Origin of the sequence: Klebsiella sp. 28 (assembly GCF_018223905.1) — a bacterium.
Taxonomy (GTDB): domain Bacteria; phylum Pseudomonadota; class Gammaproteobacteria; order Enterobacterales; family Enterobacteriaceae; genus Klebsiella; species Klebsiella pneumoniae.
In genome coordinates, this window is the sequence record NZ_JAGRQY010000071.1 from 1 (window position 1) to 19,533 (window position 19,533).

Annotated in this window: 17 protein-coding genes, 2 tRNA genes and 3 other RNA genes; 11 read left to right on the forward strand and 11 right to left on the reverse strand. The window is 55.1% G+C overall.

The features are described from left to right. Positions 1 to 65: 65 nt before the first annotated feature. Positions 66 to 713 (reverse strand): YchE family NAAT transporter, encoded by a 648-nt coding sequence (locus KHQ28_RS13485; protein WP_002910095.1) that lies wholly within the window; start codon positions 711 to 713, stop codon positions 66 to 68. A gap of 213 nt (positions 714 to 926) precedes the next feature. Beyond that, positions 927 to 1,112: a hypothetical protein gene (locus KHQ28_RS13490; protein ID WP_032103886.1), complete on the reverse strand. Its 186-nt coding sequence runs from the start codon at positions 1,110 to 1,112 to the stop codon at positions 927 to 929. 77 nt (positions 1,113 to 1,189) lie between these two features. Here KHQ28_RS13490 and adhE point away from each other — a divergent pair, with 77 nt between their 5' ends. Beyond that, the gene (adhE, locus tag KHQ28_RS13495) at positions 1,190 to 3,865 is read left to right on the forward strand and encodes a bifunctional acetaldehyde-CoA/alcohol dehydrogenase (RefSeq protein WP_002910097.1); all 2,676 of its coding nucleotides are present in this window, start codon (positions 1,190 to 1,192) and stop codon (positions 3,863 to 3,865) included. A gap of 147 nt (positions 3,866 to 4,012) precedes the next feature. On the opposite strand, the gene tdk is transcribed toward adhE, so the two are convergent. Continuing rightward, positions 4,013 to 4,630, reverse strand: a complete 618-nt coding sequence (tdk, locus tag KHQ28_RS13500; protein WP_002910100.1) for a thymidine kinase — start codon at positions 4,628 to 4,630, stop codon at positions 4,013 to 4,015. Between the two features lie 7 nt (positions 4,631 to 4,637). On the opposite strand from tdk, the gene KHQ28_RS13505 reads away from it, so the two are divergent. Further along, entirely contained in the window at positions 4,638 to 4,769 is a 132-nt protein-coding gene (locus KHQ28_RS13505) for a hypothetical protein (RefSeq protein ID WP_004145401.1), read from the forward strand. A gap of 422 nt (positions 4,770 to 5,191) precedes the next feature. Continuing rightward, a complete protein-coding gene (hns, locus tag KHQ28_RS13510) occupies positions 5,192 to 5,599 on the forward strand; it encodes a histone-like nucleoid-structuring protein H-NS (protein ID WP_002910103.1) in 408 nt (135 codons plus the stop codon). A gap of 121 nt (positions 5,600 to 5,720) precedes the next feature. Here the strand turns inward: hns and galU are convergent, their stop codons facing one another. The 3 genes from galU to rssA form a co-directional block, all read right to left on the reverse strand. Beyond that, entirely contained in the window at positions 5,721 to 6,623 is a 903-nt protein-coding gene (galU, locus tag KHQ28_RS13515) for a UTP--glucose-1-phosphate uridylyltransferase GalU (RefSeq protein ID WP_002910105.1), read from the reverse strand. 197 nt (positions 6,624 to 6,820) lie between these two features. Beyond that, the gene (gene rssB / locus KHQ28_RS13520) at positions 6,821 to 7,834 is read right to left on the reverse strand and encodes a two-component system response regulator RssB (protein WP_002910107.1); all 1,014 of its coding nucleotides are present in this window, start codon (positions 7,832 to 7,834) and stop codon (positions 6,821 to 6,823) included. 89 nt (positions 7,835 to 7,923) lie between these two features. Then, on the reverse strand, positions 7,924 to 8,826 hold the full coding sequence (rssA, locus tag KHQ28_RS13525; protein WP_002910108.1) for a patatin-like phospholipase RssA: 903 nt from the start codon (positions 8,824 to 8,826) through the stop codon (positions 7,924 to 7,926). Between the two features lie 112 nt (positions 8,827 to 8,938). Here rssA and KHQ28_RS13530 point away from each other — a divergent pair, with 112 nt between their 5' ends. The 7 genes from KHQ28_RS13530 to KHQ28_RS13560 all read left to right on the forward strand — a co-directional run bounded on the left by KHQ28_RS13530 (position 8,939) and on the right by KHQ28_RS13560 (position 11,177). After that, the gene (locus tag KHQ28_RS13530; RefSeq protein ID WP_002910109.1) at positions 8,939 to 9,397 is read left to right on the forward strand and encodes a YchJ family protein; all 459 of its coding nucleotides are present in this window, start codon (positions 8,939 to 8,941) and stop codon (positions 9,395 to 9,397) included. Positions 9,398 to 9,439: 42 nt separating this feature from the next. After that, the gene (gene purU, locus KHQ28_RS13535; protein ID WP_004151854.1) at positions 9,440 to 10,282 is read left to right on the forward strand and encodes a formyltetrahydrofolate deformylase; all 843 of its coding nucleotides are present in this window, start codon (positions 9,440 to 9,442) and stop codon (positions 10,280 to 10,282) included. A 159-nt stretch (positions 10,283 to 10,441) separates the two neighbouring features. After that, a tRNA-Tyr gene (locus KHQ28_RS13540) sits at positions 10,442 to 10,526 on the forward strand. 43 nt (positions 10,527 to 10,569) lie between these two features. Further along, positions 10,570 to 10,702, forward strand: a non-coding RNA gene (locus KHQ28_RS13545) — RtT sRNA. Between the two features lie 39 nt (positions 10,703 to 10,741). After that, a tRNA-Tyr gene (locus tag KHQ28_RS13550) sits at positions 10,742 to 10,826 on the forward strand. Positions 10,827 to 10,869: 43 nt separating this feature from the next. Further along, positions 10,870 to 11,001, forward strand: a non-coding RNA gene (locus KHQ28_RS13555) — RtT sRNA. Between the two features lie 44 nt (positions 11,002 to 11,045). Beyond that, positions 11,046 to 11,177: non-coding RNA, RtT sRNA (locus KHQ28_RS13560), on the forward strand. A gap of 184 nt (positions 11,178 to 11,361) precedes the next feature. Here the strand turns inward: KHQ28_RS13560 and KHQ28_RS13565 are convergent. Next, complete coding sequence (locus tag KHQ28_RS13565; protein WP_004152249.1) at positions 11,362 to 11,805, reverse strand: Lrp/AsnC family transcriptional regulator; 444 nt, start codon at positions 11,803 to 11,805, stop codon at positions 11,362 to 11,364. A 107-nt stretch (positions 11,806 to 11,912) separates the two neighbouring features. Between KHQ28_RS13565 and KHQ28_RS13570 the strand changes: the two genes are divergently transcribed. After that, positions 11,913 to 12,809, forward strand: a complete 897-nt coding sequence (locus KHQ28_RS13570; protein WP_004189450.1) for a DMT family transporter — start codon at positions 11,913 to 11,915, stop codon at positions 12,807 to 12,809. Here KHQ28_RS13570 and narI read toward each other — a convergent pair. From narI to KHQ28_RS13590, 4 genes are read right to left on the reverse strand one after another with little or no spacing between them, the layout of a single operon-like run. Beyond that, entirely contained in the window at positions 12,806 to 13,483 is a 678-nt protein-coding gene (narI, locus tag KHQ28_RS13575) for a respiratory nitrate reductase subunit gamma (RefSeq protein WP_002910189.1), read from the reverse strand. The two genes, KHQ28_RS13570 and narI, sit on opposite strands and share 4 nt — an antisense overlap. Then, a complete protein-coding gene (gene narJ / locus KHQ28_RS13580; protein ID WP_002910191.1) occupies positions 13,483 to 14,193 on the reverse strand; it encodes a nitrate reductase molybdenum cofactor assembly chaperone in 711 nt (236 codons plus the stop codon). The genes narI and narJ overlap by 1 nt, the downstream gene beginning before the upstream one ends. Beyond that, entirely contained in the window at positions 14,190 to 15,725 is a 1,536-nt protein-coding gene (narH, locus tag KHQ28_RS13585; RefSeq protein WP_002910193.1) for a nitrate reductase subunit beta, read from the reverse strand. The genes narJ and narH overlap by 4 nt, the downstream gene beginning before the upstream one ends. Further along, on the reverse strand, positions 15,722 to 19,465 hold the full coding sequence (locus KHQ28_RS13590) for a nitrate reductase subunit alpha (RefSeq protein WP_032418823.1): 3,744 nt from the start codon (positions 19,463 to 19,465) through the stop codon (positions 15,722 to 15,724). The genes narH and KHQ28_RS13590 overlap by 4 nt, the downstream gene beginning before the upstream one ends. Positions 19,466 to 19,533: the final 68 nt, after the last annotated feature.

Here is a 19,533-nt window from a genome sequence, read left to right on the forward strand (position 1 = left end):
GGCTAATAGGTTTTGCTAATAATCGCGCAGGCGTGAAGCGAGACTCCCCGCCTGCTGGCGACGAACTAACTCAGCAGTCCTGGGAAAAGCGCTTTAATCCCGGTCACAATAAACTCAATGCCGAGAGCCATCAGCAACAGGCCCATAATACGGGTGATGACGTTGATTCCCGTCTGCCCCAGCAAACGGACCAGCCACGGCGCCATACGGAAAATCCCCCAGCAGCAGAGGGCAAATACCGCTATCGCCAGTGAGAACCCGACCAGATGCACCCAGGAGTGGTACCGGGTCCCCCAGACGATAGTTGAACTGATTGCCCCTGGCCCGGCCATTAATGGTAGCGCGAGAGGAACGACGCCGATGCTCTCCCGGACCGCCGTCTCCGACTTTTCCTGCTTGTTCTGCTTATCTTCGCCGAGCTTACCGCTGATCATCGACATCGCGATGGTCACCACCAGGATGCCGCCGGCGATACGGAAGGAATCAATGGAGATACCGAAAATCTGCAGAATGCCATCGCCGAGGAACAGCGACGTCAGGAGGATGATCGCCACCGACAGGTTGGCGGTGAGGTTGGTCTTATTACGCACCGCAGCCGGCTGATAGCTGGTCATACTGATGAATACCGGAATAATGCCAACCGGGTTAACCAGGGCAAATAAGCCGATGAAAAACTTGAAATATGCAGAAAAATCGAACAGTGATTGAGTCACATTGGGCTCCGCAGCATCATCAAAATTGGCGGTTGACTGTTAACAGCATAAAATAACTGCGCGAAACATACGCTTTTTACCTGCAATATTCATTATAAATATGCATAACCCGGTGATATGTATCGAATGTTAGTCATTTGTATATTTAATGCTAATCGTTTTTTTAATTTCAAAACCCTCCCATCACACTTGATCGAACCGGTCAAAAAGCAGTCAGCTGAAAGGTATCAGCAGCGACAATACTTGATCTAAATCACGTAATTTGTACTCAGAAGTGAGTAATCTTGATGACACCAACAGAGTGGAAGGCAGCAGTACCTGAAAGCGAAAGAGATAAAGCTTTTTTAGTAAATCGGTGAAACAGCGCCCTGATTTTTCTACATAAACATTTACATGCAAGCTGTTAACGGCCTGTCTATAATGTCGAATCGAGCGACTGATTTACTAAAAAAGTTTAACATTATCAGGAGAGCATTATGGCTGTTACTAATATCGCTGAACTGAACGCGCTTGTTGAGCGTGTCAAGAAAGCCCAGCGTGAATATGCCAGTTTCACTCAAGAACAAGTCGACAAAATCTTCCGCGCCGCCGCTCTGGCCGCTGCAGATGCTCGAATCCCTCTCGCCAAAATGGCCGTAGCCGAATCCGGCATGGGCATCGTTGAAGACAAAGTGATCAAAAACCACTTCGCTTCCGAATACATTTACAACGCTTATAAAGACGAAAAAACCTGTGGCGTTCTGTCAGAAGACGACACCTTTGGCACCATCACTATTGCTGAGCCTATCGGCATCATCTGCGGTATCGTACCGACCACTAACCCGACTTCAACAGCCATTTTCAAATCGCTCATCAGTCTGAAAACGCGTAACGCCATCATTTTCTCTCCGCACCCGCGTGCAAAAGAAGCCACCAACAAAGCGGCTGATATCGTGCTGCAGGCTGCCATCGCGGCCGGCGCGCCGAAGGACCTGATTGGCTGGATCGATCAGCCGTCTGTAGAACTGTCTAACGCGCTGATGCATCACCCGGACATCAACCTGATCCTGGCGACCGGTGGTCCAGGCATGGTGAAAGCAGCATACAGCTCCGGTAAACCTGCTATCGGCGTCGGCGCCGGTAACACCCCGGTAGTCATTGATGAAACCGCCGACATCAAACGTGCCGTAGCGTCCGTACTGATGTCTAAAACCTTCGATAACGGCGTGATCTGTGCTTCTGAGCAGTCCGTTGTGGTGGTTGATTCAGTCTATGACGCGGTTCGCGAACGTTTCGCCAGCCACGGCGGCTACCTGCTGCAGGGTAAAGAGCTGAAAGCCGTTCAGGACATTATCCTGAAAAATGGCGCGCTGAACGCGGCTATCGTTGGTCAGCCAGCGGCCAAAATCGCTGAACTGGCAGGCTTCACCGTGCCGGCCACCACCAAAATTCTGATTGGTGAAGTGACCAACGTTGACGAGAGCGAGCCGTTTGCTCACGAAAAACTGTCTCCGACGCTGGCTATGTACCGTGCAAAAGATTTCGAAGACGCGGTAGCCAAAGCAGAAAAACTGGTCGCCATGGGCGGTATCGGTCACACCTCTTGCCTGTACACCGACCAGGACAACCAGCCGGCTCGCGTGGCTTACTTCGGCCAAATGATGAAAACCGCGCGTATCCTGATCAACACCCCGGCTTCTCAGGGTGGTATCGGTGACCTGTACAACTTCAAACTCGCGCCTTCCCTGACTCTGGGTTGTGGTTCCTGGGGTGGTAACTCCATCTCTGAAAACGTTGGTCCGAAACACCTGATCAACAAGAAAACCGTTGCTAAGCGAGCTGAAAACATGTTGTGGCACAAACTTCCGAAATCTATCTACTTCCGTCGTGGCTCCCTGCCAATCGCACTGGATGAAGTGATTACCGATGGTCACAAACGCGCGCTGATCGTGACTGACCGCTTCCTGTTCAACAACGGCTATGCCGATCAGATCACTTCCGTACTGAAAGCTGCGGGTGTTGAGACGGAAGTCTTCTTCGAAGTTGAAGCTGACCCGACGCTGACCATCGTACGTAAAGGTGCCGACCTGGCGAACTCCTTTAAACCAGACGTGATCATCGCCCTGGGCGGCGGTTCCCCGATGGATGCGGCGAAAATCATGTGGGTCATGTACGAACATCCGGAAACCCACTTCGAAGAACTGGCGCTGCGCTTTATGGATATCCGTAAACGTATCTACAAGTTCCCGAAAATGGGCGTCAAAGCCAAGATGGTGGCGATCACTACCACTTCCGGTACCGGTTCTGAAGTTACGCCGTTCGCCGTGGTGACCGATGACGCGACCGGTCAGAAATACCCGCTGGCAGACTACGCGCTGACCCCGGATATGGCCATTGTCGATGCCAACCTGGTGATGGATATGCCGAAATCGCTGTGTGCGTTCGGTGGTCTGGATGCGGTGACTCACGCCCTGGAAGCTTACGTTTCCGTACTGGCTTCTGAGTTCTCTGACGGCCAGGCGCTGCAGGCGCTGAAACTGCTGAAAGAGTACCTGCCGGCTTCCTATCACGAAGGTTCCAAGAACCCGGTTGCCCGTGAGCGCGTACACAGTGCCGCGACTATCGCCGGTATCGCGTTCGCTAACGCCTTCCTCGGCGTGTGTCACTCGATGGCGCACAAACTGGGCTCCCAGTTCCATATTCCGCACGGTCTGGCCAACGCCCTGCTGATCTGCAACGTTATCCGCTATAACGCGAATGACAACCCGACCAAGCAGACCGCGTTCAGCCAGTACGACCGTCCGCAGGCTCGTCGTCGTTACGCTGAAATCGCCGATCACCTGGGCCTCTCCGCACCAGGCGACCGCACCGCAGCGAAAATCGAGAAACTGCTGGCATGGCTGGAAAGCATTAAAGCTGAGCTGGGTATTCCGAAATCTATCCGCGAAGCTGGCGTTCAGGAAGCTGACTTCCTGGCCCACGTTGATAAACTGTCTGAAGATGCATTCGATGACCAGTGCACCGGCGCTAACCCGCGCTACCCGCTGATCTCCGAACTGAAACAGATCCTGCTGGATACCTACTACGGCCGCGAATTCGTCGAAGGCGAAGCCGGTGCGAAAGCCGAAGTTGCTCCGGTAAAGGCTGAGAAAAAAGCGAAAAAATCCGCTTAACCAACAGCGATAGCATCGCGACAAGCCCCGTCACCTGACGGGGCTTTTTTTATCCCCGCTATCAGCCATTCTTTATCGCCAGCTACGCCAACCTATAGCAGACATTAAAAAGGCGCCCACAGGCGCCTGTACGAGCTTCTGAGGGTATCAGCAGGGACGGTGCTGGTTTTGTACCTTGGTTAACGAACCGACGCTCAGCGCCTCTTTATAATGCTTACGGCAGACCGATACGTACCGCTCATTACCGCCGATGACGACCTGCTCACCCTCATTATAAGGACGCCCCTCCTGATCGAGGCGCAATACCATGCTGGCCTTGCGGCCGCAGAAGCAGATCGTTTTCAGCTCAACCAGCTTATCTGACCAGGCCAGTAAATACTGGCTGCCGGTAAAGAGCTCACCGCGAAAGTCCGTCCGCAACCCATAGCAAAGCACCGGAATATCCAGCGTATCGACAACTTCGGACAGCTCATGAACCTGTTCACGCGTCAGAAACTGGCTTTCATCCACCAGCACGCAGTGAATCGGCTTTAGCTGGTGCTCCGCCGCAATATCGTCAAATAACGAGGTCTGTGGATTATACAATCGGGCCGGCGAGGAGAGCCCGATACGCGAACTGACTTTTCCGGCGCCAAAGCGGTCATCAATCTCAGCGGTATAAACGACGGTACGCATCCCCCGCTCCTGGTAATTGTACGAAGATTGCAACAGAGCGGTCGACTTACCTGCATTCATTGCAGAGTAGTAGAAATAAAGTTGTGCCATCGGCTGCGTGACCCCAATCAAAGTGTTTTATCGCGGCGACGATTGTACCATATTTTATGCGCACAGCCGCGCTTTCAGCAGGGGTATTGTCGCGAAGCTGAAGGGCCTGCAAACCGAAAGGATTAAGAAGATGAATTGAATTTTCAGGGCCACTATTTGTACGCCCCGTTACGCTACTGGCGCGCTAACCATTGTCTTTTCGTGCTTATAGACCGGTTGCCCATGGGCTATAAGCAGGGCTGCCGGTTGTTTTATATTAAGCCTTGTAACCAAAAATGCGCTAATACTGACGAGGGTTATTTACCCATGTAAAGGATCATTTCTCTCACTGAACCTCTCAAAAAGCATACCGTCTCAATGTTTTAGCTTGCCTTCGCCTCATCGCTATAAGCGATGAAAGATGTGAAGCGGCACGGGAATTTTAACTTAAATTAATTAATTCTCGCGACAAATAACCAGTAATTTTGAATTCCTTACATTCCCCCCTATTGCACAACGCATTTTATCGCTCTATTATTAGTTCAACAAACCACCCCACAATATAAGTTTGAGATTACTACAATGAGCGAAGCACTTAAAATTTTGAACAACATCCGTACTCTTCGTGCGCAGGCAAGAGAATGCACCCTGGAAACGCTCGAAGAAATGCTGGAAAAATTAGAAGTCGTCGTTAACGAGCGCCGTGAAGAAGAAAACGCTGCCGCGGCAGAAATTGAAGAGCGTACGCGTAAGCTGCAGCAATACCGTGAAATGCTGATTGCTGACGGTATTGATCCGAATGAACTGCTGAGCACCATGGCTGCTGTTAAAGCCGGTACCAAAACCAAGCGTGCTGCACGTCCGGCTAAATATAGCTATGTTGACGAAAATGGTGAAACCAAAACCTGGACCGGTCAGGGCCGTACCCCGGCTGTGATCAAAAAAGCAATGGATGAGCAAGGTAAATCACTGGACGATTTCCTGATCTAATCTCCGTTGATCGCTATAAAAAATCCCGCTGCGGCGGGATTTTTTTTGCCCTCAGGGCCGATATAAAAAAACCGGGAGTCGCAGATGCGCTCCCGGTTTGTGCTTTCAACCGCGCGGCGGATTACTTCGCTACCGCCGTTTCCAGCCAGGCTTTAAAATCGTCGCCCAGCGTTTTGTGACGAATACCATATTCGACAAACGCCTGCATGTAGCCAAGCTTATTACCGCAGTCATGGCTCTTGCCTTTCATATGATAAGCTTCAACCGTTTCTTTCTCGATCAGCATATCAATGGCGTCAGTCAGCTGAATTTCATCACCAGCGCCCGGAGGGGTTTTCGCCAGCAGCGGCCAGATATCGGCGCTGAGGACATAACGCCCCACCACCGCCAGGTTGGACGGCGCAACGTCAGCTTTTGGCTTCTCAACCACGCCCACCATCGGTACGCTTTCGCCCGGCTTCAGAGATTCGCCTTTGCAGTCAACCACGCCATAAGCGGTTACGTCTTCGACAGGTTCAACCATAATCTGGCTGGCGCCAGTCTCATCGAAGCGAGAGATCATCTCAGCGAGGTTATCGCGGCTCAGATCGGATTCATATTCATCCAGAATAACGTCTGGCAGAATAACCGCGACCGGCTCATCTCCCACTACCGGATGGGCGCACAACACCGCGTGACCCAGACCTTTCGCCAGGCCCTGACGAACTTGCATAATAGTCACGTGCGGCGGGCAAATAGACTGCACTTCTTCCAGCAGCTGGCGTTTTACACGTTTTTCCAGCATCGCTTCCAGCTCAAAACTGGTATCGAAATGGTTTTCGATAGAGTTTTTCGACGAGTGCGTTACCAGAACAATTTCAGTAATTCCTGCAGCGATACATTCATTAACAACGTACTGAATTAACGGCTTATCTACCAGCGGCAGCATTTCTTTTGGAATCGCTTTGGTGGCCGGCAGCATCCTGGTGCCTAATCCCGCAACCGGGATAACCGCTTTTCTGACTTTAGAATTAAGGGCAGCCATTGAAATCTCCTGGACTGTTTGTTTTTTAAACTTCTCGTTACAAATAACGTGTCGAGTATATCAGTCAACCGCGTATTCACTGGTCTGAAAAGCTGCCGATAGCCTCGAATTAGGACTTTTACGCATAAAACTGCTCGATGTTACCACCGCTAAAGGGCAAGAGGTAATCCCGTCTGCTTAGATATAAACGCAATTGCTCATTCCGCAGACAACATTAAGCGTAAACGACCGCCAGCCCCCCAAATTTGGCACTGCCACGAGGTGCAGCGTTGGCTAATTTGGTTAAGATAAGCATCACCCAGCGTCCCCAAAGGAACGCCATTACTAATCTGAATTTGATGCTCCCCCGTATTCAGCGTGCCATTAAGTCCCGCTGACACCAGAATTAAATTTTTCAGCCCGCTGTGGTAATACCCTACTAACAGAGGGAACTGGCCCGGAAGATTTGCCTGACGCAGCAGTTGATTCACCTGTTTTAACAAACTTCCCATTTCTGGTAGCCGTTGTCCCTGGTGCGCCAGTTGCTCCTGCAGCAGACCATTAAACAACGCGCGCAGCAATAATGCTGCCAACACGCCATTATCGCCTGCGCGTGTGACATCCAGACAATAGAAAGCCAAATCATTTTCCGAAAGCGGCGCGATATCGAGTACCAGACCGGGCTTGTCTGCCGACACCAGTTGTCGATAATGAATACGGCAGTGCGACATTTCCTGTTGCACCGGCGGCTGTAATTCCTGCAATAGTCTTGAAGCGGCGATGGGATTACTGACCAGCGCATCCCAGTCCTCAAATAAACGCTCTTCCTCTTCCACGCGCGAACTGAACATCGCGGGATAGAGACAGGCGTAAACGGTCTCGCGCAGGCGATCGAAATCTTTTACTGGCTTTAACAGCACGTCCTGGACGCCAAGTCGCAACGCTTTAGCTATATCCGCCATGTTTTCGGTGGCGGAGATCATCAGGATCGGTAACTGTTCGCCGCGGTTACGCAGCGTTTCCACCAGCTCCAGACCGTTCATTCTCGGCATAGAAATGTCGCAAATCATCAGGTCCGGATGCACCTCCGTCATTTTATGCAGGGCATCCTTGCCATCTTCCGCCTGGAAGGTTGTTGCTCCCAGCGAGGTCAGCCATCCATGCAAGAGTGAGCGGAAAACGGGTTCGTCTTCAACTATCAGAATCTGTTTTCCCGCCAATGGCTGCGTCATGATATCTCCCCTGGCTGACGATAATTCAATAGTGGCACGCTATTCTCACTATCGCCTGTCAGAATTTGCTTAAGTCAGTAACTCGTACGTCAAACGGCTGTACGCACTAATGGTAATAATTCATCCATTTTCTTTTCTACCGCCAGTTGCCCCGCGGCGATCGCCTCTCCGGCGCGATGAAAATCAAGCGTCGAAACTTGCGGACAGTATGGCTGCAACAGGATATCCGGCGGGTCACCCGCCATACGATTGCGTTTAAGACGGTTTTCCAGTACCTGGATAGAGGTGGTCATGATCTCCATCGCCGTCGGCGTCACGGCCGTACGGCGGGAACTCATTCGCGTCAAGCGCGCGCGCAGACGAGTATGCCATGGCCCCTCCTTCTCTTCCGCTTCCTGCCGCGGCGTTTCAAGGGAGAACAAATCCTGCTGCATAAGATGGGCATCATGTTGCAGGTCGACGGCAATCACAATATCCGCTCCCATTGCCCGGGTGAGCGACACAGGAACCGGATTGACCACCGCGCCATCGACCAGCCAGTAACCATTATGCCTTACTGGCGACATTAACCCCGGCATACTGCAGGAGGCGCGAATGGCTAAATGTAGATCGCCTTCGGTAAACCACAGCTCCCTACCGGTGCTTAAATTGGTGGCAACAGCGGCAAACCGGCGCTCGCAGCGTTCAATCTCGGTGACGGGCATAATGCGGCGGTAATGATTGAATACCTTTTCCCCCCGCAGCAGTCCCCCCCGGCGCCAGGAGAGATCCATCAGCTTCAGGACATCCCAGTTGCTGAATGAGCAGACCCATGATTCGAGTGCCGGGAGTCGGTTACAGGCATACGCCGCCCCTACCAGCGAACCGATAGAACAACCGGCTACGATATCAATCTCAATACCGGCCCGCTGGAGGGCGTTGATGACGCCAATGTGCGACCATCCGCGAGCGGCTCCCGCACCTAGCGCCAGACCAATTTTAAGCTTTCTCATTAGTACTAATAACTATCCTTCCACTCTGAGCGTGGCAACATTGTCACGGCTCAGTTAACATAATGCCCTTTGGCGTAGAAGCGCCGTTACTCTTTCTTCCATGGAGGCAGTTTTGTCGCAATTATGCCCCTGTGGCAGCGCACTGGAGTATAGCTCATGTTGCCAGCGATATCTGTCCGGCGCTGAGCTTGCGCCGGGCCCGTCACAGCTTATGCGCTCTCGTTATAGCGCGTTCGTCATGAAAGACGCTGACTATCTAATCAAAACCTGGCACCCGTCCTGTCAGGCGCAGCAATTTCGCGCCGAGCTGGAGAAAGGGTTTTCCCAGACCGAATGGCTGGGCTTAACCCTGTTCGCCAGTGATGAGGGGCGAGCTCCAAATGAAGGTTTTGTCAGCTTTGTCGCCCGCTTTAATGACAATAACCGCCCTGGCGCCATTATTGAACGTTCCAGATTCTTAAAAGAAAATGGACAGTGGTACTATATCGACGGGACACGACCGCTGATTGGCCGTAACGACCCCTGCCCCTGCGGCTCAGGTAAAAAATTTAAAAAATGCTGCGGCCAGTAACGCTGGCACAGCGCTTGCAAACATTACAGGATTTTCCTCGCGATGCATTCATTACAACGTAAAGTACTACGCACTATTTGCCCTGATCAGAAAGGCCTCATCGCGCGTATCACCAATATCTGCTACAAGCATGAACTCAACATTGTGCAGAACAATGAGTTTGTTGACCACCGTACCGGTCGTTTCTTTATGCGCACCGAACTGGAAGGCATTTTTAACGACGCTACTCTGCTGGCCGATCTCGACAGCGCCCTGCCTGAAGGCTCCATCCGCGAACTAAATCCGGCAGGCCGTCGCCGGGTGGTGATTCTGGTGACGAAAGAGGCGCACTGTCTGGGCGATCTGCTGATGAAAGCCAACTACGGCGGGCTGGATGTCGATATTGCCGCGGTTATCGGCAACCATGACACCCTGCGCTCGTTGGTGGAGCGCTTTGGTATTCCGTTTGAGCTGGTCAGCCATGAAGGACTGAGCCGCGAAGAACACGATCAGCGGATGGGCGATGCTATCGCCGCCCACGAACCGGATTACGTGGTACTGGCCAAGTATATGCGCGTCCTGACGCCAGAATTTGTCGCCCGCTTCCCGAACAAAATCATCAATATCCACCATTCGTTTTTGCCGGCGTTTATCGGCGCCCGTCCCTATCATCAGGCCTATGAGCGCGGCGTGAAAATCATTGGCGCTACCGCCCACTACGTGAATGACAATCTGGATGAAGGCCCGATCATCATGCAGGACGTGATTCACGTCGATCATACTTATACCGCAGAAGATATGATGCGCGCTGGGCGCGATGTTGAAAAAAACGTCTTGAGCCGGGCGCTGTATCAGGTACTGGCGCAGCGCGTCTTCGTTTACGGTAACCGGACGATTATTCTTTAATCGACTGAGAAATGAATTGGTTAGCTTTACGGCGTTACGTGTAAAAATCAGGCAACCAGTTTATTTTTGTCAAACGAATGCTTTACAGGGGCGCATCATTTGGTATGATGCGCCCCGCTTCCCGAGAAGGAAGCAGGCCAGTACCAAGCATTATCCCGTGGTGGGGTTCCCGAGCGGCCAAAGGGAGCAGACTGTAAATCTGCCGTCATCGACTTCGAAGGTTCGAATCCTTCCCCCACCACCATTATTCACTACAGTGATATGGTTTCCCCGACAAGCGTAAACGATGTTTGCACTTAGCGGGAAGGGTAAGAACCTTCGACTAAGGTTCGACTCGAGCGCCAGCGAGAGAACGTTGCCGCAGGCAACGGCCCGAAGGGCGAGGAGAGATAGCGACGAGTTATCCTTCCCCCACCACCATTCATTTTGCTGAATAGCCTACAATGTGATTTTACCCCTGGTGGGGTTCCCGAGCGGCCAAAGGGAGCAGACTGTAAATCTGCCGTCATCGACTTCGAAGGTTCGAATCCTTCCCCCACCACCACCTCTTCATGTATTGCCCAGCTTATTCCACCTGCGATACGCTATATTCTGCCCCATGGGGAAGGATGAGAAGCTTCGACTAAGGTTCGACTCGAGCGCAGCGAGAGAACGTTGCCGCAGGCAACGGCCCGAAGGGCGAGGCGCTTTAGCGCCGAGTAATCCTTCCCCCACCACCATCTTCTTAAAAAACACCTCAATCCAATTACTCTACGATATTCTATATTCTGCCCCACGGGGAAGGATGAGAAGCTTCGACTAAGGTTCGACTCGAGCGAAGCGAGAGAACGTTGCCGCAGGCAACGGCCCGAAGGGCGAGGCGCTTTAGCGCCGAGTAATCCTTCCCCCACCACTGTTGCACTCTCTCAGCCACCGGTTCGGCTATCTCCTCGCTCGCGCTTCGCTTAGCGAGGCTACACATTCCTGCACTCTCTCAGCCACCTGTTCTGCTGTCTCATCGCTCGCGCTTCGCTTAGCGAGGCTACAAGTGGTGCCGTCTGGTAGCCCGGACAGGTGCGCAGCACCGCCTCCGGAAAAACTCACAGCGGTGGTAACCGCCTTTTTACCGGCGAGCTTTTCACCACCGAGGTGTTACACTGCGCATACTCCGCCAGACCGTCCAGCAGAGTATCCAGCTGGGCAATATCGCGCACCACGAGACGCATCACAAAACAATCTTCCCCGGTCACCTTGTCACTTTCAATACATTCCGGCATCGCCTGGATATATTTATCCACCTTCTGCAGCAGCCCAGGCAGCGGCCGGACCCGCACCAGCGCCTGCAGGCTATAGCCCAGCGCGGCGAGATTTACCCGCGCCCCATAGCCCTGAATGACACCCCGCTCCTCCAGGCGCTTCACCCGCTCGGCGGTGCTCGGCGAGGTCAGCCCCACTCGCGCGCTCAGGACCTTGAGCGAAACTCTGGCATCCTGAGTCAGGCAGGTGAGGATCGCCCGGTCAATTTCATCAAGTACGTCATTCATATATTTCACCTAATTATAAAAGGCATTTCCCCCCTTCTACCTTAATTCAGCCATATCACCCTGTCAGGGTTTTTCGCACAATAACTAAAAAATGGTGGAGGTGAAAAATGCAACTTACCCGCGGCGTCTGGCAGATGAGCCTGGCAATGATAATCTCCGGCTCGATCGGCGCGTTCGTGCTGCTCTCTGGTTTGCCGGTGACTGATGTGGTGTTCTGGCGCTGCCTGATTGGCGCGCTAACCCTGCTGGTGTTTATCGTGTTAAGCCGCCAGCCCTTCAGCCGGCTAACGCGTTTCACTCTCGCTCTGGCGGTGATTGGCGGCGCGGCGCTGGTCGTCAACTGGCTGCTGCTGTTTGCCGCCTATTCGCGGATCTCAATCGGTATGGCCACCGTGGTCTATAACACCCAGCCGTTTATGCTGGTACTGATGGGGATGGTGCTGGGGGAACGGGTCAGCGCCGTGAAATGGGGATGGTTACTGCTGGCCTTTGGCGGCGTAGTGATCCTGCTGTCGAGCGAGCTGATGCCTGCACACGAAGAGGGGCTTACCACCGGCGTGTTGCTGGCGCTGGGCGCGGCATTCTTCTATGCCCTGACCGCCATCATCGCGCGCAAACTGCATCCGCTCCCCGCGCAGCATATCGCCTTCATTCAGGTTCTCGTCGGCGTCGTGATGCTGCTGCCGCTGGTGCATGCCCCAGAATTGACGGCCAGCTTCCCCTGGCGCTATCTGCTGATCCTCGGCATCGTCCATACCGGGATCATGTATCAGCTTTTATATAGCGCGATACAGAAACTGCCGACGCCCGTTACCGGTTCGCTCTCCTTTATTTATCCGCTGGTGGCGATGGTGGTCGACTATCTGGTCTTCCACCATGCGTTATCCGCGGTGCAATTGCTCGGTGGGATGCTTATTCTGTTTGCTGCCGCTGGGAATAATCTCGGCTGGGGCGAAAAAAAACCCCGCCGCGGCGGGGTCAGTGAGCAGTCGCGGGCCAGTTAGCGACGGGCGCGGACAATCTGGTATTTGCGCGTCAGGTATTCGACCGGCGCGCTCCAGATATGAACCAGACGGGAGAACGGGAACAGCAGGAACAGGGTCATGCCCAGCACCAGGTGAACGCGGAAAATAAACGCCACGCCATCCAGATGCTGTGACGCGCCGCCGTGGAACGTCACCACCGACTGCGCCCAGCCGACCAGTTTCATCATTTCACTGCCGTCCATATGCTGAGCGGAGAACGGGATCGTCAGCAGGCCGAGCGCACACTGCACCATCAGCAACGAGAGGATCAGAATATCCGCTCCGGTGGTGGTGGCGCGAACGCGCGGGCTGAGCAGACGACGCTTGAGCAGCAGTAACCCGCCCACCAGGGTCATCACGCCGCAGGCGCCGCCGGCGATCATCGCCATCTTCTGCTTGACGTCGATCGGCAGGAAGGACTCATACATCCAGTGCGGGGTCAGCATGCCGAGGAAGTGGCCGGCGAAAATACCCAGGATGCCGATATGGAACAGGTTCGACGCCAGGTTCATCCCCTTACGGTCCAGCATCTGGCTGGAGGCGGCGCGCCAGGTGTACTGGCCATAGTCATAGCGCAACCAGCTGCCAATCAGGAACACCGAACCCGCAATGTACGGATAAATGTCAAAGAAGAACATATTCAGGAAGTGCATTATTGCTGTCCTCCGTTAGAGATATTCAGATATTGCGGGGCCACGGCTCCGGCAAAACGACGCTGGTGAGCGGAAATTTCCGACTCGCCGCAGCCCTGGTCGGCAAAGAATTTGACCTGTTCTTCTTCCCAGACGGCGTCCAGCGCCTGCGGCGTATCGTCGCGCGCTTCGTCGGCAATCTTCTCCGCCACCTTCTGGCTGTCGACCTGAGTATTGGCCAGCTTCAGCAACAGCTCGAACAGCACCGCATAGCGACTTTCGCGCTGCTGCAAGCGCGCGCTGAGCAGACCGAGGATCGGCGCGACGTCCCGCAGGCCGCCAAGCGCTTCCTCTTCCGGCAGCTGCGCCAGATACTCCAGATATAGCGGCAGATGATCCGGCAGCTCATGGCTATCCAGCAGCAGGCCGTGGCGCTCGTACTGCGCCATGAGATCCACCATCGCCTGCCCGCGATCGCGGGATTCGCCGTGGACATGTTCAAACAGCAGCAGCGAGGTGGCCCGGCCGCGGTCAAACAGTTCGCTATAGGCCGCCTGGGCGTCCAGCGGATCCTGAGCCACTAAATCGCGCAGGAAAACGCCCAGCGCGTGGGCATCCTCTTTGCTGAGTTTCTCTGATGACGCGAGCGCCTCGAACATCTCCTGCTGATGCTGCCATAAGGCAGCGTCAGGATATTCGAGCAGACGCGATACAATCACGAGTTCAATCATGCGTGCGGCTCCGTTTTGCTGGTCACGTCGATGGCGTCGATGCGACGGCTGTTGAACAGGTTGAACTGACTGTCAGAGCCGTGGCAGCCATCGCCAAAGCTAAAGCCGCAGCCGTTTTTCTCCGGAAACGCTTCTCGCGCCTGTTCACGATGGCTGCTCGGCACCACGAAACGATCTTCGTAGTTGGCGATCGCCAGATAGCGATACATTTCCTGGGCCTGCGCTTCGCTCAGCCCCACCTCTTCCAGCGCGCGGGTATCAACGACGCCGTCAACGGTTTCCGCACGCTTATAGTGGCGCATCGCCAGCATTCGTTTCAGCGCCAGCAGTACCGGCTGGGTATCGCCCGCGGTCAGCAGGTTCGCCAGATATTGCACCGGAATACGCAGGCTTTCCACGTCCGGCAGGATCCCGTTGCTACCCAGTTCACCCGCATCGGCGGCGGACTGAATCGGCGACAGCGGCGGCACGTACCAGACCATTGGCAAGGTGCGATATTCCGGGTGCAGCGGCAGGGCCAGCTTCCAGTCCATCGCCATTTTGTAAACCGGCGACTGCTGCGCAGCTTCAATGACCCCCTGCGGTACGCCATCTTTCAGCGCCTGCTCGATCACTTTCGGATCGTTGGGATCGAGGAACACGTCCAGCTGACGCTGATACAGATCTTTCTCGTTCTCGGTGCTGGCGGCGTTTTCAATCGCGTCCGCGTCGTATAGCAGGACGCCGAGATAACGGATACGGCCCACGCAGGTTTCGGAGCACACCGTCGGCATCCCGGATTCAATACGCGGGTAGCAGAAGATGCATTTCTCGGATTTCCCGCTCTTCCAGTTGAAATAGATCTTCTTGTACGGACAGCCGGTGATACACATCCGCCAGCCGCGGCACTTGTCCTGGTCGATCAGTACGATGCCGTCTTCTTCACGCTTATAGATGGCGCCGCTCGGGCAGGTCGCAACGCAGGCCGGGTTCAGGCAGTGCTCGCACAGGCGCGGCAGATACATCATGAAGGTGTTTTCGAACTGGCCGTACATCGCCTTCTGCATGTTGTCGAAGTTCTGATCTTTGGCGCGTTTTTCAAACTCGCCGCCGAGGATTTCTTCCCAGTTCGGACCGCTGGTGATCTTGTCCATCCGCTGGCCGGTGATCAGCGAGCGCGGACGGGCGATCGGCTGATGTTTGCTCTCCGGCGCGTTATGCAGATTCTGGTAGTCATAATCAAACGGCTCGTAGTAATCATCGATGCCCGGCAGATGCGGGTTGGCGAAGATTTTTCCCAACAGCATCGCGCGATTGCCCATGCGCGGCTGCAGTTTACCGTTGATTTTGCGGATCCAGCCGCCCTTCCATTTTTCCTGGTTTTCCCAGTCGTTCGGGAAACCGACGCCCGGCTTACTTTCCACGTTGTTGAACCAGGCGTATTCCATCCCTTCACGGCTGGTCCAGACGTTTTTACAGGTCACCGAGCAGGTGTGGCAGCCGATGCACTTATCGAGATTCAGCACCATGCCGACTTGTGAACGAATTTTCATTTTACGCTCTCCTGTACCTGGTCGTTGCCTTCGCCGTCTAACCAGTTAATGTTCTTCATCTTACGTACCACCACAAACTCATCGCGGTTGGAGCCGACGGTGCCGTAGTAGTTAAAGCCATAGGCCAGGTGGCCGTAGCCGCCGATCATGTGGGTCGGTTTCGGCGTAATACGGGTGACGGAGTTATGGATCCCCCCGCGCTGACCGGTGATTTCAGAGCCCGGCAGGTTCACGATACGTTCCTGCGCGTGATACATCATGGTCATCCCGGCTGGAACGCGCTGACTCACCACCGCACGCGCCGTCAGGGCGCCGTTGGCGTTGAACACTTCGATCCAGTCGTTATCTTCGATACCCAGATCTTTCGCATCCGCTTCGCTCATCCAGACAATAGGCCCACCGCGCGACAGGGTCAGCATCAGCAGGTTATCGCTGTAGGTCGAGTGGATACCCCATTTCTGGTGCGGGGTCAGGAAGTTCAGCGCCTTTTCCGGGTTGCCGTTGGACTTCTCGCCCATCACCGCTTTCACCGAACGGGTGTCGATCGGCGGCCGATAGACCAGCAGGCTTTCGCCGAAGTCGCGCATCCACTGGTGATCCTGATACAGCGACTGACGTCCGGTCAGCGTGCGCCACGGGATCAGCTCGTGAACGTTGGTGTAACCGGCGTTATAGGAGACATGCTCATCTTCCAGGCCAGACCAGGTCGGGCTGGAGATAATCTTCCGCGGCTGCGCCTGAATGTCGCGGAAGCGGATCTTCTCGTCTTCTTTGTTCAGCGCGAGGTGCGTATGCTCGCGACCGGTGATCTCGCTCAGCGCTTGCCACGCTTTCACCGCCACCTGACCGTTGGTTTCCGGGGCCAGGGTGAGGATCATTTCCGCGGCGTCGATGGCCGTTTCCAGCTTCGGCTGGCCTTTCGCCGGGCCTTCCGCCTTGGTGTAGTTGAGCTTACGCAGCAGATCCATCTCGCTCTGGGTGTTCCAGGCTATGCCTTTCCCGCCGTTACCGATGGTTTCCAGCAGCGGGCCGATCGAGGTGAAACGCTCGTAGGTCGCCGGGTAATCACGCTCAACCGGAATAATATGCGGCGCGGTTTTCCCTGGGATCAGGTCGCATTCGCCTTTTTTCCAGTCTTTGACATCCAGCGGCTGCGCCATTTCCGCGGCGGAGTCGTGCTGGATCGGCAGGGTCACCACGTCGGTTTCTTTGCCGAGGTGGCCCATGCAGACTTCAGAGAATTTCTTCGCGATACCTTTATAGATCTCCCAGTCGCTCTTCGATTCCCAGGCCGGGTCAACGGCGGCCGACAGCGGGTGAATAAACGGATGCATATCCGAGGTATTCATGTCGTCTTTTTCATACCAGGTGGCGGTCGGCAGCACGATGTCGGAGTAGAGACAGGTGCTCGACAGACGGAAATCGAGGGTCACCACCAGATCCAGTTTGCCGTCGAGGCCGTTATCCCGCCATTCGACTTCTTCCGGCTTCACGCCGCCCTGCTTGCCCAGGTCTTTGCCCTGAATGCCGTTCTCGGTACCCAGCAGGTACTTGAGCATGTATTCATGGCCTTTACCGGAGGAGCCCAGCAGGTTGGAACGCCAGATAAACAGGTTACGCGGGTGGTTTTTGCCATTTTCCGGCTGCTCGGCCGCAAAGCGAATCGAGCCCTCTTTCAGCGACTTCACGGTGTAATCCACCGGGGTCATGCCGGCTTTCTTCGCTTCGTCAGCGATACGCAGCGGGTTGACGCCAAGCTGCGGCGCCGACGGCAGCCAGCCCATCCGCTCTGCGCGCACGTTAAAGTCGATCAGGTGGCCGCTGTAACGGGATTTATCCGCCATCGGCGACAGCAGTTCCTGCGCGGTCACCGTTTCATAGCGCCACTGGCTGGAGTGGTTATAGAAGTACGAGGTACTATTCATGTGACGTGCCGGACGCTGCCAGTCAAGGGCGAACGCCAGCGGCTGCCAGCCGGTCTGCGGACGCAGTTTTTCCTGGCCCACATAGTGCGCCCAACCGCCGCCGCTCTGACCGACGCAGCCGCAGAAGATCAGCATATTGATCAGGCCGCGGTAGTTCATGTCGAGGTGGAACCAGTGGTTGAGGCCCGCCCCGACGATAATCATCGAACGACCGTGAGTTTTATCGGCGTTATCGGCAAATTCACGGGCGGTACGAATGATATGCGCGCGGGAGACGCCGGTGATCTTCTCCGCCCACGCCGGGGTGTAGGCTTTCACTTCATCGTAGCCGGCGGCGCAGTTGTCATCGTTCAGACCGCGCTCCAGGCCGTAGTTAGCCATGGTCAGGTCATACACGGTGGTGACCAGGGCGGTAGAGCCGTCGGCCAGCTGCAGGCGTTTGGCCGGCAGTTTGTGCAGCAGAATGTTTTCCAGATCGACTTTGTTGAAGTGCTCAGACCCTTCGCCGCCGAAGTACGGGAAGCCGACGTTCGCCACTTCATCATGGCTGCCCAGCAGGCTCAGACGTAGCTCAATCTCTTCGCCAGTTTTACCGTCGCGCTGTTCGAGGTTCCATTTGCCTTTGTCGCCCCAGCGGAATCCGAGGGAACCGTTCGGTACGGTCATGTCGCCCTTCTCGTCAAAGGCGACGGTTTTCCATTCCGGATTGTTCTCCTGACCAAGGGAATCCACGAGGTCGGATGCGCGCAGCGTACGGCCGGCGGCATAATAACCGTCGCGCTCCTCGAGCATCACCAGCATCGGCATGTCGGTATAGCGGCGCACATAGTCGGTGAAATACTGGCTCGGCTTATCGAGGTGGAATTCACGCAGCATCACATGGCCCATCGCCAGCGCCATCGCGGCATCGGTACCCTGCTTCGGCGCCAGCCACAGATCGCAGAGTTTGGCGATTTCGGCGTAGTCCGGAGTGATGGCTACGGTTTTGGTCCCTTTATAGCGGACTTCGGTAAAGAAGTGCGCATCCGGGGTGCGGGTCTGCGGCACGTTGGAGCCCCAGGCGATGATATAGCTGGAGTTATACCAGTCGGCGGATTCCGGCACATCGGTCTGCTCGCCCCAGGTCATCGGCGAAGCCGGCGGCAGGTCGCAGTACCAGTCGTAGAAGCTCAGGCAGGTGCCGCCGATCAGCGACAGATAACGGGCACCGGACGCGTAGGAGACCATCGACATCGCCGGGATCGGCGAGAAGCCAGCCACGCGGTCCGGACCGTAGGTTTTGACGGTATAAACGTTGGAGGCGGCAATCAGCTCATTCACTTCCTGCCAGGAGGAACGTACAAAACCGCCGCGACCGCGGGCCTGTTTGAAGCTTTTAGCTTTGTCGGCGTCTTCGATAATCGACGCCCATGCCTCAACCGGATCGCTATGCTGAACTTTCGCTTCCCGCCACATCTTCATCAGGCGTTTACGCATCAGCGGGTATTTCAGGCGGTTAGCGCTGTACAGGTACCAGGAGTAGCTGGCGCCGCGCGGGCAACCGCGTGGTTCGTGGTTCGGCAGGTCCGGGCGGGTGCGCGGGTAGTCAGTCTGCTGCGTTTCCCAGGTCACCAGACCGTTTTTGACATAAATCTTCCAGCTGCATGAGCCGGTGCAGTTGACACCGTGAGTGGAACGCACAATTTTGTCATGCTGCCAACGTTGACGGTATCCATCCTCCCAGTCCCGGTTGGTGTTTAGAAGCTGGCCGTGCCCATCGGCAAAGGTTTCACCCTTCTGTTTGAAGTAGCGAAACCGGTCCAGGAATTTACTCATCGGGTTTCTCCTGATATGGAGCCTGACGGCTCTCTGATAAATCGACATTGCTGGATTTGCAGCGAAGG

Excerpts from the sequence above, each read along its gene's own strand:
- KHQ28_RS13565 (WP_004152249.1), bottom strand. The coding sequence starts at position 11,805 with ATGAATGACGTACTTGATGAAATTGACCGGGCGATCCTCACCTGCCTG.
- rssA (WP_002910108.1), bottom strand. The coding sequence starts at position 8,826 with ATGAGAAAGCTTAAAATTGGTCTGGCGCTAGGTGCGGGAGCCGCTCGC.
- galU (WP_002910105.1), bottom strand. The coding sequence starts at position 6,623 with ATGGCTGCCCTTAATTCTAAAGTCAGAAAAGCGGTTATCCCGGTTGCG.
- narI (WP_002910189.1), bottom strand. The coding sequence starts at position 13,483 with ATGCACTTCCTGAATATGTTCTTCTTTGACATTTATCCGTACATTGCG.
- purU (WP_004151854.1), top strand. The coding sequence starts at position 9,440 with ATGCATTCATTACAACGTAAAGTACTACGCACTATTTGCCCTGATCAG.
- rssB (WP_002910107.1), bottom strand. The coding sequence starts at position 7,834 with ATGACGCAGCCATTGGCGGGAAAACAGATTCTGATAGTTGAAGACGAA.
- narJ (WP_002910191.1), bottom strand. The coding sequence starts at position 14,193 with ATGATTGAACTCGTGATTGTATCGCGTCTGCTCGAATATCCTGACGCT.
- tdk (WP_002910100.1), bottom strand. The coding sequence starts at position 4,630 with ATGGCACAACTTTATTTCTACTACTCTGCAATGAATGCAGGTAAGTCG.
- KHQ28_RS13590 (WP_032418823.1), bottom strand. The coding sequence starts at position 19,465 with ATGAGTAAATTCCTGGACCGGTTTCGCTACTTCAAACAGAAGGGTGAA.
- hns (WP_002910103.1), top strand. The coding sequence starts at position 5,192 with ATGAGCGAAGCACTTAAAATTTTGAACAACATCCGTACTCTTCGTGCG.
- adhE (WP_002910097.1), top strand. The coding sequence starts at position 1,190 with ATGGCTGTTACTAATATCGCTGAACTGAACGCGCTTGTTGAGCGTGTC.
- KHQ28_RS13570 (WP_004189450.1), top strand. The coding sequence starts at position 11,913 with ATGCAACTTACCCGCGGCGTCTGGCAGATGAGCCTGGCAATGATAATC.
- narH (WP_002910193.1), bottom strand. The coding sequence starts at position 15,725 with ATGAAAATTCGTTCACAAGTCGGCATGGTGCTGAATCTCGATAAGTGC.